The sequence below is a fragment of the Nocardioides sp. genome (assembly GCF_047602075.1).
Taxonomy (GTDB): Bacteria; Actinomycetota; Actinomycetes; order Propionibacteriales; family Nocardioidaceae; genus Nocardioides.
This window is the reverse complement of record NZ_JASGIF010000001.1, coordinates 75,580-90,672: the sequence shown is the minus strand read 5'-3', so window position 1 is coordinate 90,672 and position 15,093 is coordinate 75,580. Positions and strand designations below refer to the sequence as shown.

Genomic DNA, 15,093 nt, shown 5'->3' with positions numbered 1-15,093 from the left:
AGTCCGTTGGGGCTATCTGCCAAGAGATCGCACCGATGAGAGCTGCCGTCGTGAGCGCCCGATCGGTCGAGAAGCTGTCGCAACTTCGTCCGTCGACACGCGTGGCGATCGCCGGGAGTGGCGGTGTCTGCCGCGGTGTTCTTGCGTCTCCTGCGGTCTTGTGGTGGCAAAGTGGCCTGTCTACGGGGTCCTCAGCCACCACAGCACCGCGGAAGACGGGCACCACTTTCCCGTAGGAGCCCTGTCGGTCGCACCCCAGACCACCGGAAGCTCCCGCCGGGCAGGAGCCTGCCGAATCAGGCAGACTTCTTCTTCTTCGCCTCGGACTCGCGCGGGATCAGGGTCGGGGCGACACCGTCGGTGACGGTCTCGCCGGTCACGATGACCCTGGCGACGTCGCCGCGCGAGGGCACGTCGTACATCACGTGGAGCAGGATCTCCTCGATGATGGCGCGCAGACCGCGCGCGCCGGTGCCCCGCTCCATCGCCTGGTCGGCGACGGCGGCGATGGCGTCCTCGGTGAACTCCAGCTCGACACCGTCGAGCTCGAAGAGCTTCTGATATTGCTTGACCAGAGCGTTGCGTGGCTCGGTGAGGATCTGGGTCAGGGCCTCACGGTCGAGCTTGCTGACGCTGGCGATCAGCGGCAGGCGGCCGATGAACTCGGGGATCAGACCGAACTTGGTGAGGTCCTCGGGGCGCACCTGGACGAGGAGGTCGTCGGCCTCCCGCTCGGCGGCCCTCCGCACCTCGGCGGTGAACCCGAGCGTCTTCTTGCCGACCCGCTGCTCGATGATGTGCTCGAGGCCGGAGAACGCGCCGCCCACCACGAACAAGATGTTGGTGGTGTCGATCTGGATGAACTCCTGGTGGGGGTGCTTGCGGCCGCCCTGCGGCGGCACCGAGGCGGTGGTCCCCTCCAAGATCTTGAGCAGTGCCTGTTGGACACCCTCGCCGGAGACGTCGCGGGTGATCGACGGGTTCTCCGCCTTGCGGGCCACCTTGTCGATCTCGTCGATGTAGATGATCCCGGTCTCGGCCTTCTTCACGTCGTAGTCGGCGGCCTGGATCAGTTTGAGCAGGATGTTCTCGACGTCCTCACCGACGTATCCCGCCTCCGTCAGAGCGGTGGCATCGGCGATCGCGAACGGCACGTTGAGCATCCGCGCCAAGGTCTGGGCGAGGTAGGTCTTGCCGCAGCCGGTCGGGCCGATCACCAAGATGTTGGATTTGGCGACCTCGACGGTCTCGTCCTTGGAGTGCTTGCCGCTCAACGGCTGCAGGCCGGCCTGAACCCGCTTGTAGTGGTTGTAGACGGCGACGGCCAACGACTTCTTGGCGTGCTCCTGGCCGATGACGTAGGCGTTGAGGAACTCGAAGATCTCGCGCGGCTTGGGCAACTCCTCGAGGCTGACCTCGGCGCCCTCGCTGAGCTCCTCCTCGATGATCTCGTTGCACAGCTCGATGCACTCGTCACAGATGTAGACGCCAGGGCCGGCGATCAGCTTCTTCACCTGTTTCTGGCTCTTCCCGCAGAAGGAGCACTTCAGCAGGTCCCCTCCGTCACCGATGCGTGCCACGTGTGGTCCCTTTCGGATCGTGCGAGGACGGGAGCCTCGAACCAAGCTGCAAACCCCGCCACGGTACCCCGACCGGGGCCCCATCGGGGCCCTGGACACGGGAAACCGGGCGCGTCATGTCGCCGCCAAGCCGCTCTCAGGCCAGCGCCGGAGTCGTCTTGAGGGACTCCAGCACGGAGTCGATCAGGCCGTATTCGACCGCCTGATCCGCGGTGAGGATCTTGTCGCGCTCGATGTCGTGACTGACCTCCTCGATCGACCGGCCGGAGTGCTCGGAGATCATCTTCTCCAGCAGTTCACGCATCCGCAGGATCTCGTTGGCCTGGATCTCGATATCGGAGGTCTGCCCGAAGGTGCCCTCGGTATAGGGCTGGTGGATCAGGATCCGGCTGTTCGGCAGGGCGAGCCGCTTGCCGGGTGTGCCCGCCGCCAGCAAGATCGCCGCCGCGGACGCGGCTTGGCCGATGCAAACGGTCTGGACATCCGGCTTGATGAACCGCATCGTGTCGTAGATCGCGGTCAACGCGGTGAAGGAGCCACCGGGTGAGTTGATGTAGATGCTGATGTCCTGGTCGGGGTTCATCGACTGCAGGCAGAGCAGCTGGGCGATGACGGCGTTGGCCACGTCGTCGGAGATCGGCGTGCCGAGGTAGATGATGCGGTCCTCGAACAGCTTGGCGTAGGGGTCGATGCGGCGGAAGCCGTAGGACGTCCGCTCCTCCCACTGCGGGATGTAGTAGTTCACGCCTGACCCTCCTCGCTCTGGTGCGCCGGGCGGCCCTGGTCGGCGGCCTCCCGCGCACTGGTGATCACCTGGTCGATGAAGCCGTACTCCAGCGCCTGGTCGGCGGTGAACCAGCGGTCGCGGTCGGCATCGGTCTCGACCTGCTCACGCGACTGACCGGTGTGCTCGGCGATCAGGTCGAGCAGGACCTGCTTGATGTGCAGCGACTGCTGCGCCTGGATCTTGATGTCGGAGGCCGAACCGCCCATGCCCGAGGACGGCTGGTGCATCATGATCCGTGCGTGCGGCAGCGCATAGCGCTTGCCCTTGGTGCCGGCGCAGAGCAGGAACTGCCCCATCGACGCGGCCAGACCCATGCCCACGGTCGCGACGTCGTTGGGGATGTAGTTCATGGTGTCGTAGATCGCCATGCCGGCGTCGACCGAGCCGCCGGGGCTGTTGATGTGCAAGAAGATGTCTGCCTCGGGGTCCTCCGCCGAGAGCAGCAGGAGCTGGGCGCAGATGGCGTTGGCGTTCTGGTCGCGCACCTCGGAGCCGAGGAACACGATGCGCTCGCGCAGCAGGCGCTGATAGATGTGGTCGTCAAGGCCGTACGTCGGGACGCCGCCGTCCATGGTCGGGCCGTTCATCGTGGGATTCGGGTACACGACAGCGACCCTAGCCGGAACCACGGACGGTTCCATGGTGAAGACCGCCCTGTTCGCCCAGGGCGGATTTTCACTCCTCGGTGGTCTCCTCGGCCGGAACTTCTGCGCCGCCGTCCGTCTCGGCCTCTGCCTCGGGCTCACCGATGGTGCCGTCGGGACGCAGGTTGGCCAGCTCGACGTGCTCACCCGAAGCGTCGGTCACCACGGCCGACTCCACGATCGAGGCGAGCGCCTTGCCGCGCAGGATCTCCTGCACCAGCTCGGGGATGTGGTTGTGCTCGAACATGTGGTTGGCGAACTGCTGCGGGTCCTCGCCGGACTGCTGGGCACGACGCACCAGGTGCTCGCTCAGCTCGGCCTGGTCGACCCCGAACTTCTCGGTGGTAGCGACCTCGTCGAGCAGGAACTGTGCCGTGACGGCGTCGCGGACGCGACGCTCCAGGTCCGCCTCGAACTCCTCGACCGTCTGGCCCTCGTCCTCGAGGTACTGCTCCATAGTCATCCCGGCGTAGGCGAGCTGCTGCTCGACGCTGGACCGGCGGGCGTTGAGCTCGTCGGTGACCAGCGCGTCGGGAAGCGGGATCTCGACCCGCTCCAGCAACGCGTCCAGCACGGCGTCGCGAGCGGCGGCCGCCTGCTCCAGGCGGGCGCCACGGCCGAGCCGCTCACGGACGTCCTCGGTGAGCTCGGCGACCGTGTCGAACTCGCTCGCCAGCTGCGCGAAGTCGTCGTCGACCTCGGGCAGCTCCTGCTCCTGCACCTGGGTGACGGCGACGGTCACCTCGACCTCCTCGCCGACCAGGTCGCCACCGACCAACTGGGAGGTGAAGGTCTTCTCCTCGCCGGCCGACATGCCGACCAGAGCCTCGTCGAGTCCGTCGAGCATGCCGCCGCGGCCGACCTGGTAGGACATGCCGGTCAGCTCGGCGCCCTCGACACCTTCCCCGTCCTTGGTCGCCTTGAGGTCGATGACCACGAAGTCGCCGTCCTCGACCGGGCGCTCCACGTCCTTGAGGGTCGCGAACCGCTCGCGGAGCACCTGCAGCTGCTCCTCGACGTCGGCGTCGGTGACCGTGGCGTCCTCGACACTCGCCTGGAGGCCGGCGTAGTCGGGCACGACGATCTCCGGCTTGACGTCCACCTCGGCGGTGAACTCGAGGGTCTCGTTGTCCTCGAAGCGGGTCACCTCGATCTCGGGCTGCGCCAGCGGGACCAGGGAGTTCTCCTGGAGCGCCTCGACGTACTTCTGCGGGACCACTTCGTTGATGGCCTGGTCGAGCACGGCACCACGACCGACGTGCCGGTCGATCATCAGCGGGGGCACCTTGCCGCGGCGGAAGCCCGGGACGTTGATCTGCTTCGCGATCTGCTGGTACGCCGCGTCGAGGCTCGGCTTGAGCTCCTCGAAGGGCACCTCGACCCTCAGCTTGGCCCGGGTCGGGCTCAAGGTCTCGACGGCGCTCTTCACAGGTGGTCTCCGATCGTTGGTCGTGCTGGTCAAAGGGTCGGGGCGACAGGACTCGAACCTGCGATCTCCTGCTCCCAAAGCAGGCGCGCTAGCCACTACGCTACGCCCCGCCGACAGGCCCGGACCGGGGTCCGAACATGCCGCGAGCGGATGACGGGAATCGAACCCGCGTAGCCAGTTTGGAAGACTGGGGCTCTACCATTGAGCTACATCCGCAGTCGGTCACCCGGCGTCGCCGCGCCGAGGGAAATCCGCGGGTGTCATGGTGCCACACCCGAGGGTCCAGCCCCCAACCGGCGCTGCTCCCAGCGGGCCTGCTCAGCGCCGATGGATCATGATCAGCGCTCGGTCGTCGTTGCGTGAGCCCAACCCGTCCACGAGCCGGTCGGCGCCCTTCTCGAAGTTGCCGCGCAGGTCCCGCTCGGCCTGACCGACCAGCCGGTCGATGCCGAGGTTGATGTCCCGGGTCGGAGTCTCGACCATGCCGTCGGTGTAGAGCAGGATCACATCACCCGGTCGGACGATGCTCCGGGTGCCGGTGAACTCGGCGTTGGGGATCAACCCGAGCAGCGGGCCCTCGGTGTCGTGCACCGACCAGCGGCCGCTGCCCGCGGTGAGCTGGACGGCTGGCGGGTGGCCTGCGGTCCAGACCCGGGCCTCGCCCGTCTTCAGGTTCAAGGACAGGTGGACCGCGGTGGCGAAGCCCTCCTCCCAGTCCTGCTGGATCAAGAACTCGTTGGCCGCCGGGAGGAAGTCCTCGGGTCGCAGCGCACCGAGCAACCCGCCGAACGCGCCGGACAGCAACAGGGACCGAGTGCCGGCCTCGTCACCCTTGCCGGACACGTCGACCAGGACGACGTCGAACCGGTCGCCGTGGTGGGGGCGCGAGGCGACCACGAAGTCTCCGGCGAACGGCGAGCCGCTGGCCGATCGCAGCGCGCTCTCGGCCTCCCAGTCCGCGGGCAGGTCGGGCAGCCCGCCGTGGCGGTTGATCCGGTCGCGAAGGTCCACCAACATCGACTCCCCCCGCGCCCCGGCCACGCCCAGGCGGGACCGACGGAAGGAGGAGAGCAAGATGATGAACCCGAGGACGAAGACGACCACCACCTCGAGCACGACCCGCAGCGAGAGGCTGGGCTGGAGCGGTGAGACCACGGCGAGCCCCATCATGGTGGCGACCACGAACCACGGCAGCTCGCGCGGGCCCAGCGCCAGGTGGCCGATCAGCAGGGGCACCGCCACGATCGCCACCGGGATGTGCTCCGGCCACACCGCCAGCGCGACGATCGCGGCCAGGGTGGTGACCGCCAGGAGCACCAGGAGGTTGGTGTCGCCGGCGCGCCGGCTCCGGGTGAGCGCAGCGCGAACCCGCCCGCGGCGCACCGGAACGGCGGGCGCGGGCGCTCGGTCGACGCTCATCGTCGTTCCTCCGGCGGTCTGCATGGTTGTCTTCACTGTAGAGCCCGCGAGCGAAACGCACGTTGACATTGGGGACACCAGAAGGAGTTCCTGCCAGCCAGCACTCCGGTCCGGACCAGGCTGCCGCACACCAGGCAGGGCTGCCCGTCCCTGCGGTAGACGTAGACCTCGCCGCCGTGGTCGTCGACCCGAGGCGCACGGCCCATCGCCTCGGGCGTGTGCTCGGGCCGGACGGTGTCGATGCGGCCGACCCGCACTCCCTCCGCCATCAGCGCCGTCAGATCGGTCCAGATGGCGAGGAACTGTCCGCGGCGCAGAGTGCGGCCCGGGCGAAGCGGGTGCATCCGGTGCCGGAACAGCACCTCGGCGCGGTAGACGTTGCCGACGCCGGCCAGCACCGCCTGGTCCATCAACAGCTCACCGATGGGCCGATCCGAGCGGGAGATCTTCGCCCACGCCCGCATCGGGTCCGCGTCCGCCCGAAGGGGGTCGGGGCCGAGTCGGGCCAGCACGCTCTCGCGCGCGGTCGGAGTGACGAGTTCACACACGGTCGCGCCGCGCAGATCGGCGTACGCCGTCGGGCGGTCCGCGGTCACCAACCGCAGCCGGACCGCGCCGACCGGCGCCGGCACCTCCGCGACGCCACGGTGCACGTCGAGCCCGCCGATCAGGCCCAAGTGGATGTGCACGACCCGATCGCCGGTGAAGTCGATGAAGAGGTGCTTGCCGGCGGAGTCCGCGCCGTCGACCACCGAACCGTCGAGCTCCTCGGCCTCCGCGGCGAACCGCCCTTGGGGCGAGCTGACCCGCGTCCGATGGCCGACGAACGCCTCGGTCAGTTGGGTCGCCAGACGCCGGAGAGTGTGCCCCTCAGGCATCGCCGCCTGCGGCGCCCCCCGCAGCCGACGCAGGCAGCGGCGGCAGCTCCTTGGTCGCTTCGTACGCCGCGAGCTGGGCGATCCGTCGGATGTGTCGCTCACCCTCGCTGAACGGAGTGGTCAAGAAGACCTCGACGAAGCTGGTCATCTCCTCCACGGTGTGCATCCGCCCGCCGACGGAGAGCACGTTGGCGTCGTTGTGCTCGCGAGCCAACGACGCCGTCTGCTCGGACCAGGCCAGCGCGCTGCGGATGCCCGCCACCTTGTTGGCGGCGATCTGCTCACCGTTGCCCGACCCACCGATCACCACGCCCAGCGCGTCGACGCCGCCGGCCTGATCGGTCGCGACTCCCTCTGCCGCGCGGAGGCAGAACACCGGATAGTCGTCCTCGGCGTCGTAGACGAACGGTCCGTGGTCGACCGGTTCGTAGCCATGCTCGGTGAGCCAACTGATCAGGTGGTCCTTGAGCTCCAGGCCGGCATGGTCGCAACCGAGGTGAACGCGCATAGGTCGATCAAACCAGATATCCGACGGCCCGTGACCGTGACCGTTGGCCAAGATGGTGGGCGTGACCGACCAGCACCCGATCCAGGTCGTCCGAGCCGACGACCCCGAGCGGTTCATGGCGACCGATGAGCTGGTGTGGTCCGGCGAGCCCAGCTCGTTGCCGGTGGCGGCTGGTCGTGCGGGACGGCGAGGCGACAGCCACCCGCACCACCGATCCCGTCGAGGTCGGCCTGCATGTCACCGACCTGGGCGCGGCTGGCTCGGTGCGATCAACCTGGTCGCCCGGCATCGAGCCGGAGTGCTCGTCGAGCACCGGTCCGACGTCGTCGCTGAACTGGACCGTGCGCTGCGCACGGCGCTCGCACCGGCGCCCTGCCCGATCTTCTAGGTCCATCTTCTAGGTCTCGCGATTCAGCGAGGGAGGACGCCGTTGAGGAACACCACCGTGTCGGCGAGGGCGAGCTCGGCGGCGTCGAAGGCATCGGGGTGGCGCCAGAAGCCGTGGATCATGCCGGGGTACGCCGTCGGACTGACCCGGCCGCCGGACAGCTCGATCCGACGAACCAGCAGCAGATCCTCGTCGCGGAGGATGTCGTGCTCGGCGATCAGCACCTGGGTCGGCGGGAGGCCGCCCAGGCCGGCGGCGTCCAGCGGACAGAAGTCGGGATCGTCGCGCAACACCGCGACCCGTTCCGGCCCGCCCGCATAGCTCTGCCAGTACCACTCCGCCTCGGCGGAGTCGAAGCCGTGCTCACCCTGGGTGCCCATCGAGGCCCCGCGCCGCTGCGGATCGACGAAGGGGTAGACCAGCACGGTGGCGGCGAACAGGCCGGGGTCGCGCAGCGCGGCCACCAGGGCCAGGCTGCCACCTGCGGAGTCGCCGAGCGCTACCAGTCTGGTCGCGTCGAGGCCCAGCTCCTCCGCCGAGCCGGCCAGCCACCGGGCGGCGGCGGAGACATCGTCGTGGGCGGCGGGAAAGACGTGCTCCGGTGGTCGGCGGTAGTCGACGGCGAGCACTGCCAGACCGGTCCGGTTCGCAAGCCGTCGGGCCTGGGCGTCGTGGGTCTCCAGGTCACCGAACACAAAGCCACCGCCATGGGCGAAGACGATGGCGCCGCCCGACTCCCCCGTTGGACGGAACAGCCGGCACGCCACCCCGTCCGCGTCGAGATCGGTCGCCTGCGCCACCGGCTCGCGCTTCTCCTGGGCCGCCTCTACCTGCGCTGCCACCCGGCGTCGCTCGATCTCGGCCCGGTCGGCGCCGACCACGCTGGGCTCGCTGGCCCGTGCCTTGATCGCAGCCGCGGCCTGGGGGTGCAACGTCATGAGGTCGAGGGTAATGGCGTCGCGGCTGTCAGACTCGCGACATGGACGATCTGGTCGTCGAACGCGTCCTGGTGGCCGTGGAACAGGTGCCGAGCGGGTGCGTGGTCTCCTACGGCGACCTGGCGGAGCTGGTCGGCATCGGCCCGCGCTTGGTGGGCCGAGTGATGTCGCTCTACGGCGGCAACGTGACCTGGTGGCGGGTCACCAATGCCTCCGGCGACCTGCCGCCCCACCTCCACGACGAGGTCCGGCCGCAGTGGGCGGAGGAGGGCATCACCTGGAAGCCCAACGGCCGCGGCTGCCGAATCAAGGACTTCCGGGCCGACTTGGCCCAACTCGCGGTCGACTACGAGTGTGCGATCGGCGACCTTGGTGAGCGCCACTAGCCGAGCCGGCCCAACTCCTCTTCGATGACCGCCGGGTCGAGCTTGGTGAAGACCGGGGTCGGCTTGGCGACCGGGGCGCCCACCGTGATCGGACAAGATGCCCAGCGTGGCGTGCCGGTGTAGTCGCCGGTGATGACCGGATAGCTCTGCAGACCCGCGCCTGCACCAGGGTCGAGCTCGTCGACCTGTTCGATCCGCGGCATCGGCATCAGCTCGCCCTCGCCACCGAGCACCCGGTGGACCTTGTTGGCCGAGTGAGGCAGGAACGGCGCCAGGATCGTGTTGCAGTCGCTCACGCACTGCGCGGCGACATGGAGGACCGTCGCCAGTCGCTCGCGCTGGGCCGGGTCCTTCATCTTGTAGGGCTCGGTGGCGGTGAGGTACTTGTTCACCTCGCCCACCACTCGCATCGCCTCGGCGATCGCCGCCCGCAGCTTGTGGTGGGCCAGCAGGTCGCCGACGGTGTCGAAACCGGTGCGGCAGGCGGCCAGCACCGCCTCGTCGACCGGTTCGAGGTCCGCACGCGGGGGGATCTCGCCGAAGTTCTTCGCGATCATGGTGGCGGTGCGATTCACCAGGTTGCCCCACCCGGCGACCAACTCGGAGTTGTTGCGCTGGACGAACTCGGCCCAGGTGAACGCCGCGTCGGAGCTCTCCGGTCCGGCTGCGCAGATGAAGTAGCGCAACGGGTCGGGGCCATAGCGCTCCAACACGTCCCGGACATAGAGGACGTGGCCACGCGAGGAGGAGAACTGCTGGTCGCCCATGGTCAGGAACTCCGAGCTGACCACCTCGGTCGGCAGGTTGAGCCGACCGAACTCGCCAGGCTCGCCACCGCGTGACCCCTCGCCGTTGTAGGCCAGCAGCTCGGCCGGCCAGATCTGGGCGTGGAAGACGATGTTGTCCTTGCCCATGAAGTAGTAGGACAACGCCGACGGGTCGTTCCACCAGCGCCGCCACGCCTCGGGATCCCCGCTCCGCCGGGCCCACTCGATCGCCGCAGAAAGGTAGCCGATCACCGCGTCGAACCAGACGTAGAAGCGCTTGGTGGGCTGGTTCTCCCAGCCCGGCACCGGGATGCCCCAGTCGATGTCGCGGGTCATCGACCGGGTCCGGATCTCCTTCAAGATGTTCCGGGTGAACCTGATGACGTTGGGCCGCCAGGTGCCCGAGGCCTCCCGCTCGTCCAGCCACTCCTCCAGCCCGGCGGCGAGCGCCGGCAGGTCGAGGAACCAGTGCTGGGTCTCCACGAAGTCCGGTGTCTTCCCGTCGATCTTGCTGCGAGGGTTGATCAGGTCGGTGGGATCGAGCTGGTTGCCGCAGTTGTCGCACTGGTCGCCGCGGGCCTCGGCGTACCCGCAGATGGGGCAGGTGCCCTCGATGTAACGGTCGGGCAGCGTGCGGCCGGTGACGGGGTCGAGGGCGACGGCCTGCCCGTGCTCGACGAAGTAGCCGTTGGCCAGGCAGCGCCGGAACAGCTCTTGGACCACGAGGTAGTGGTTGCCTGTCGTGGTGCGGGTGTAGAGGTCGTAGGAGCAGCCCAGGTCGGCCAGCTCGTGGGCGATGATCTCGTGGTTGAGGTTGACGAAGTCGAGCGCCGGCTGTCCGGCCGCGTCGGCCAGCACCAGGATCGGTGTCCCGTGCTCGTCGGAGCCGCTGACCATCAGCACGTCGTGTCCGGCCATCCGCATGTAGCGGCTGAAGACGTCGGAGGGCACGCCGAAACCGGCCACGTGGCCGATATGGCGCGGGCCGTTGGCATACGGCCAGGCAACGGCGGACAAGACGTTGGTCATGGCGTGAATCCTAGGAGGCTGGCTACCTCAGTCGTGGAAGCGGTCCATCCGCTTCCCGACCCGCTTGCGGATGCGCGGGAGCAGGTCGTAGAGCTCCTCGCCGGGGCACTCGGTCTGGTTGGTGTCGCGATGCCCGTCGATGACCGGCAGGCGGACCACCTTGCCTTCGCGGTAGAGATCGCTGCCCTGCGATCGCACCCGGATCTTGCGGCGGGGGTCGCGGTCGTACTTGTCCAGCTTCCAGGCCGCCAGTCGGATCAGCCTGCCGACCGCGGCATCCGCCGGCGCCTCGTCTGTGAACGTGCCGATCAGGGCGACGCCGACCGAGGTGTTGTTGAAGCCCAGCGTGTGGGCGCCGCGCACCGGTCGGCCCGGCCCGCCGGCTCGGCCGACCCAGATCCGGCCGAACTGGTCGATCAGGAAGTTGTAGCCGATGTCGGACCAGCCCAGCGTCTTGGTGTGGTAGCGGTAGATGCCGCGCAGCAGCCGCGGCACGTCTTGGCGGCCGTAGTCGTTGCCGGTCGCGGTGTGGTGGACGTGCAGCTGCTTGATCGTCTTGTTGTAGCGCGGTCCGCCGTTGCGCCACTTTTCGTTGGCACCCCAGCGCTTCCGGCTGAGCAGCGCTGGCTTGGGGGCGCTGGTCGGCGGCTTCGGCTTCTTGCTCTGGGTCGCGGCCGCTCTGTTCGTCGTACGACGCACCGCGTCGCCCGGCCTCCCCGCAGGGTCGAGAAGCACCAGCCGCACGCCGGTTGCGGCCGAGTCGGCGCGTCGCACCTGCACCCGGTCTGAGTCGCCGAACCAGACCAGGTCACTGCCTTGCACCCGGCCGACGCCCTCGGTGAATCGGTGCAGGTGGTGCCACCGGGACCAGCCCGCGGCGCCATGGGCGCGAACCTGGCAGCTCGGCTCGCCGGTGTGCCAGACCACTGCCACCTGGGCGAAGGACGCCTCGATCGTCGTCAGCCCGGGCCGCAGCGGGTGCGTGCGCTCGGCGACCCGCCCGAGCGCGGGCAGATGGTCGGCCGCCACCGCCACCCGAGTCGTGGCGGCGGTGAGTGCCGCGGCCGCACCAGCGACGAAGTGGCGGCGGCCCATCCCCCTTCGGCTCAGGCCTCCCATGTTCAGCTGAAGTCGAGATCGCCGGTGCGGGTGCGTTTGAGTTCGTAGAAGTACGGGAACTTCGCCACCGCGACGCAGCCGTCCCAGAGCGTCCCGGCGTCCTCGCCGCGGGGGATCTTCGAGAGGACCGGACCGAAGAACGCCGACCCGTTGACGTGGATGGTGGGCGTCCCGACGTCGTCGCCGACCGCGTCCATCCCCTCGTGGTGCGACTTCGCGACGGCAGCGTCGAGCGAGGCGTCGTCCATCGCGTCCACCAGCTCGGCCTCGAGTCGGGCCTCCGCCACGGCCTCGGCGATCAACTCACGGGTGATCGGCTGACCACCGAGATGGATCCGGTTGCCCAACGCGGTGTAGAGCGGCAACAGCACGTCGTTGCCGTGTCGCTCCTCGGCGGCGATGCACACTCTGACGGGGCCCCACGCTGGACGCAGGATCGCGCGATACTCCTCGCTGATGTCCTTGTCCTGGTTGAGGTAGGCCAGGCTCATCACGTGCCAGCGCACCTCGATATCGCGCACCTGCTCCACCTCGAGGATCCACCGTGAGGTGATCCAGGCAAACGGGCACAGGGGGTCGAACCAGAAGTCGGCTGTATTCACCTCGCCAGCCTAACCAGACCACTCCAGCGACGTGCGGTCCCACGCGCCGGGCCGTGACATGATGCCTCGCATGCCTGGAACCAACCTGACCCGGGACGAGGCCGCTACCCGCAGCTCGCTCCTGACCGTCGAGTCCTACACCATCGACCTGGACCTCACCGTGTCCGACAAGGTCTTCGAGAGCACGACCGTGATCAGGTTCTCGTGCTCGCAGCCAGGGGCCGCCAGCTTCGCGGACCTGAACGGTGCGACCGTCCACGAGATCACCCTCAACGGCCGCACTCTCGACCCGTTCGACGTCTACCGCGACCAGCGGATCCGCCTCGACGATCTCGCCGAGGACAACGAGCTGCGGGTCTTCTGCGAGCTGCCCTACAGCCACACCGGTGAGGGGTTGCACCGCTTCGTGGATCCGGCAGACGGGCGGGTCTATCTCTACACCCAGTTCGAGGTGCCGGATGCGCGCCGCGTCTACACCACCTTCGAGCAGCCGGACCTGAAGGCCACGTTCACCTTCAACGTCACCGCACCGGCGCACTGGACAGTCGTCTCCAACTCCCCGACGCCGGAGCCCGAGCAGCTGTCGGACGAGACCGCCGTGTGGCGATTCGCGCCAACCGAGCGGATCTCGACCTACATCACCGCGCTGGTGGCGGGTGAGTATCACGCCGTCTACGACGAGTACGTCGGCCGGCACGGCACCATCCGACTCGGCCACTTCTGCCGACAATCGTTGGCCGACCACCTCGACCACGAAGACCTCAACCTGGTCACCAAGCAGGGCTTCGCGTTCTTCGAGGACGCCTTCGACTTCCCCTACCCGTTCGGCAAGTACGACCAACTCTACGTGCCGGAGTACAACATGGGCGCGATGGAGAACGCCGGCTGCATCACCTTCCGCGACGAGTACCTCCCCCGCTCCCGCCAGGTGCACGCGTTCTACGAGCAGCGCGCCAACACGGTGCTGCACGAGATGGCGCACATGTGGTTCGGCGACCTGGTGACCATGAAGTGGTGGGACGACCTGTGGCTCAACGAGTCGTTCGCGGAGTGGGCCAGCCACCACGCCATGGTGGAGGCAACCGCCTTCGACGAGGCGTGGACCGGCTTCGCCAACGCACGGAAGAACTGGGCCTACCGGCAGGACCAGCTGCCGTCGACCCATCCGATCGCGGCCGACAACTACGACCTCCAGGCCGTCGAGGTCAACTTCGACGGCATCACCTACGCCAAGGGGGCCTCCACCCTCAAGCAGTTGGTCGCCTGGGTGGGCATCGAGGAGTTCCTGGCCGGGCTGAGGGAGTACTTCAAGGCTCACCAGTTCGGCAACTCGGAGTTCTCCGACCTGCTCAGCGCGCTCGAACGGTCCTCCGGCCGCGAGCTGACCTCCTGGGCGCAGGAGTGGCTACAGACCTCGGGAGTGAACACCCTAGCCCCGGCCTTCGAGGTCGGCGAGGACGGCACCTACACCTCCTTCACCGTCGCGCAGTCGGCGATCCCCGCGTTCCCGACCCTGCGCCGGCACCGGATCGGGATCGGGCTCTACGACCTCGTCGACGGCCACCTGTCGCGACGCTCCTCGCTCGAGATCGACATCTCCGGGGAGTCCACCGACGTGCCGGAGCTGGTCGGCGTCCGCCAGCCGGACCTGCTGCTTCTCAACGACGGTGACCTCACCTACGCCAAGATCAGGCTCGACCAGCGCTCCCTGGCCACCGCAGTGTCCTCGATCGACAAGGTCGACGACTCCCTGGCTCGGGCGCTGCTCTGGGGCGCAGCCTGGGACATGACCCGCGATGCGGAGATGTCGACCACAGACTTCGTGGAGCTGGTGCTGCGGGGGATCGCCTCGGAGACCGACACGACCGCCGTGAGCCGACTGCCTGCCTACGTCAACATCGCCACGAACTACTACTCCGACCCGGCTCGACGCGCCGAGCTCCGGGCGCGATGGGAGTCCGGCCTGTTGCGGCTGCTCGATGGGGCGGACGCCGGCTCGGACCACCAGCTCGCCTTCGTCCGTGCCCTGGCCACCGCCGCCCGATCGGACGACGCGTTGGACGTCGTCGCCGGTCTGCTCGACGGCAGCCGCCGACTCCCGGGCCTGGAGGTCGACGCGGACCTGCGCTGGACGTTGCTGACGGCATTGGCCCGCGCGGGCCGCGTCGACGAGGACCAGATCGCTGCCGAGTTGACCCGCGACAACACCATCTCCGGGCAGGAGCACGCAGCGCGGGCACGGACGGTCCGACCGACCGAGGACGCCAAGGCCCAGGCCTGGCGCGACGCGATCGAGCGGGACGACGTGCCCAACGAGACCCAGCGTCAGATCGCGATCGCCTTCCCGGTGCCCGACCAGGCCGCGCTGCTGGCGCCGTACCTCGAGCGCTATCTCGAAGTGGCCGACACCATCTGGGAGGAGAAGGGCACCCAGCGCGCCTCGACCGCGCTGGAGTGCATGTTCCCGATGCCGCTGGTCTCCCCCGAGGCGGCGCAGCGCATCGAACAGTGGTTGGAGAGCTCCTCGGCCAATCCGGCCGCCAAGCGCTACGTGCGTGAGGGGTTGTCGGACATGACCCGCGCCCTGGCCGCGCAGGCCAGGGACGCCGAATAGCGCTT

The 15,093-nt window shown here is 68.6% G+C and carries 14 protein-coding genes and 2 tRNA genes; 3 read left to right on the top strand and 13 right to left on the bottom strand.

Features of this window, described 5'->3' with window-relative positions:
* Positions 1–296 precede the first annotated feature (296 nt).
* From clpX to QM714_RS00610, 9 genes are all read right to left on the bottom strand, one after another.
* Positions 297–1,580 (bottom strand): ATP-dependent Clp protease ATP-binding subunit ClpX, encoded by a 1,284-nt coding sequence (clpX, locus tag QM714_RS00650; protein ID WP_415096604.1) that lies wholly within the window; start codon positions 1,578–1,580, stop codon positions 297–299.
* Between the two features lie 136 nt (positions 1,581–1,716).
* Complete coding sequence (locus tag QM714_RS00645) at positions 1,717–2,325, bottom strand: ATP-dependent Clp protease proteolytic subunit (protein WP_415096602.1); 609 nt, start codon at positions 2,323–2,325, stop codon at positions 1,717–1,719.
* Positions 2,322–2,954, bottom strand: coding sequence for an ATP-dependent Clp protease proteolytic subunit (locus tag QM714_RS00640; protein ID WP_415100921.1), 633 nt, complete (start codon positions 2,952–2,954; stop codon positions 2,322–2,324). Before QM714_RS00640 ends, QM714_RS00645 begins: the two co-directional genes overlap by 4 nt.
* A gap of 88 nt (positions 2,955–3,042) precedes the next feature.
* The gene (tig, locus tag QM714_RS00635) at positions 3,043–4,440 is read right to left on the bottom strand and encodes a trigger factor (protein ID WP_415096600.1); all 1,398 of its coding nucleotides are present in this window, start codon (positions 4,438–4,440) and stop codon (positions 3,043–3,045) included.
* A gap of 37 nt (positions 4,441–4,477) precedes the next feature.
* A tRNA-Pro gene (locus tag QM714_RS00630) sits at positions 4,478–4,550 on the bottom strand.
* Positions 4,551–4,585: 35 nt separating this feature from the next.
* Positions 4,586–4,656 (bottom strand) — tRNA-Gly (locus QM714_RS00625).
* 102 nt (positions 4,657–4,758) lie between these two features.
* A complete protein-coding gene (locus QM714_RS00620) occupies positions 4,759–5,859 on the bottom strand; it encodes a PP2C family protein-serine/threonine phosphatase (RefSeq protein WP_415096598.1) in 1,101 nt (366 codons plus the stop codon).
* A 32-nt stretch (positions 5,860–5,891) separates the two neighbouring features.
* Complete coding sequence (locus QM714_RS00615) at positions 5,892–6,737, bottom strand: Fpg/Nei family DNA glycosylase (RefSeq protein WP_415096596.1); 846 nt, start codon at positions 6,735–6,737, stop codon at positions 5,892–5,894.
* Complete coding sequence (locus tag QM714_RS00610) at positions 6,730–7,245, bottom strand: ribose-5-phosphate isomerase (RefSeq protein WP_415096594.1); 516 nt, start codon at positions 7,243–7,245, stop codon at positions 6,730–6,732. Before QM714_RS00610 ends, QM714_RS00615 begins: the two co-directional genes overlap by 8 nt.
* 61 nt (positions 7,246–7,306) lie before the next feature.
* On the opposite strand from QM714_RS00610, the gene QM714_RS00605 reads away from it, so the two are divergent.
* The gene (locus tag QM714_RS00605) at positions 7,307–7,633 is read left to right on the top strand and encodes a hypothetical protein (RefSeq protein ID WP_415096592.1); all 327 of its coding nucleotides are present in this window, start codon (positions 7,307–7,309) and stop codon (positions 7,631–7,633) included.
* Positions 7,634–7,656: 23 nt separating this feature from the next.
* Here QM714_RS00605 and QM714_RS00600 read toward each other — a convergent pair whose 3' ends face one another.
* Positions 7,657–8,571 (bottom strand): alpha/beta hydrolase, encoded by a 915-nt coding sequence (locus QM714_RS00600; RefSeq protein WP_415096590.1) that lies wholly within the window; start codon positions 8,569–8,571, stop codon positions 7,657–7,659.
* Positions 8,572–8,612: 41 nt separating this feature from the next.
* On the opposite strand from QM714_RS00600, the gene QM714_RS00595 reads away from it, so the two are divergent.
* Positions 8,613–8,957, top strand: a complete 345-nt coding sequence (locus QM714_RS00595) for an MGMT family protein (RefSeq protein WP_415096588.1) — start codon at positions 8,613–8,615, stop codon at positions 8,955–8,957.
* Here QM714_RS00595 and metG read toward each other — a convergent pair.
* From metG to QM714_RS00580, 3 genes are read right to left on the bottom strand one after another with little or no spacing between them, the layout of a single operon-like run.
* The gene (gene metG / locus QM714_RS00590; RefSeq protein ID WP_415096586.1) at positions 8,954–10,753 is read right to left on the bottom strand and encodes a methionine--tRNA ligase; all 1,800 of its coding nucleotides are present in this window, start codon (positions 10,751–10,753) and stop codon (positions 8,954–8,956) included. The two genes, QM714_RS00595 and metG, sit on opposite strands and share 4 nt — an antisense overlap.
* Before the next feature lie 27 nt (positions 10,754–10,780).
* Positions 10,781–11,848, bottom strand: a complete 1,068-nt coding sequence (locus QM714_RS00585; protein WP_415096584.1) for a peptidoglycan recognition protein — start codon at positions 11,846–11,848, stop codon at positions 10,781–10,783.
* Positions 11,849–11,874: 26 nt separating this feature from the next.
* Positions 11,875–12,474, bottom strand: a complete 600-nt coding sequence (locus tag QM714_RS00580; protein ID WP_415096582.1) for a disulfide bond formation protein DsbA — start codon at positions 12,472–12,474, stop codon at positions 11,875–11,877.
* Between the two features lie 70 nt (positions 12,475–12,544).
* Between QM714_RS00580 and pepN the strand changes: the two genes are divergently transcribed.
* Positions 12,545–15,088 (top strand): aminopeptidase N, encoded by a 2,544-nt coding sequence (gene pepN / locus QM714_RS00575; RefSeq protein ID WP_415096580.1) that lies wholly within the window; start codon positions 12,545–12,547, stop codon positions 15,086–15,088.
* Positions 15,089–15,093: the final 5 nt, after the last annotated feature.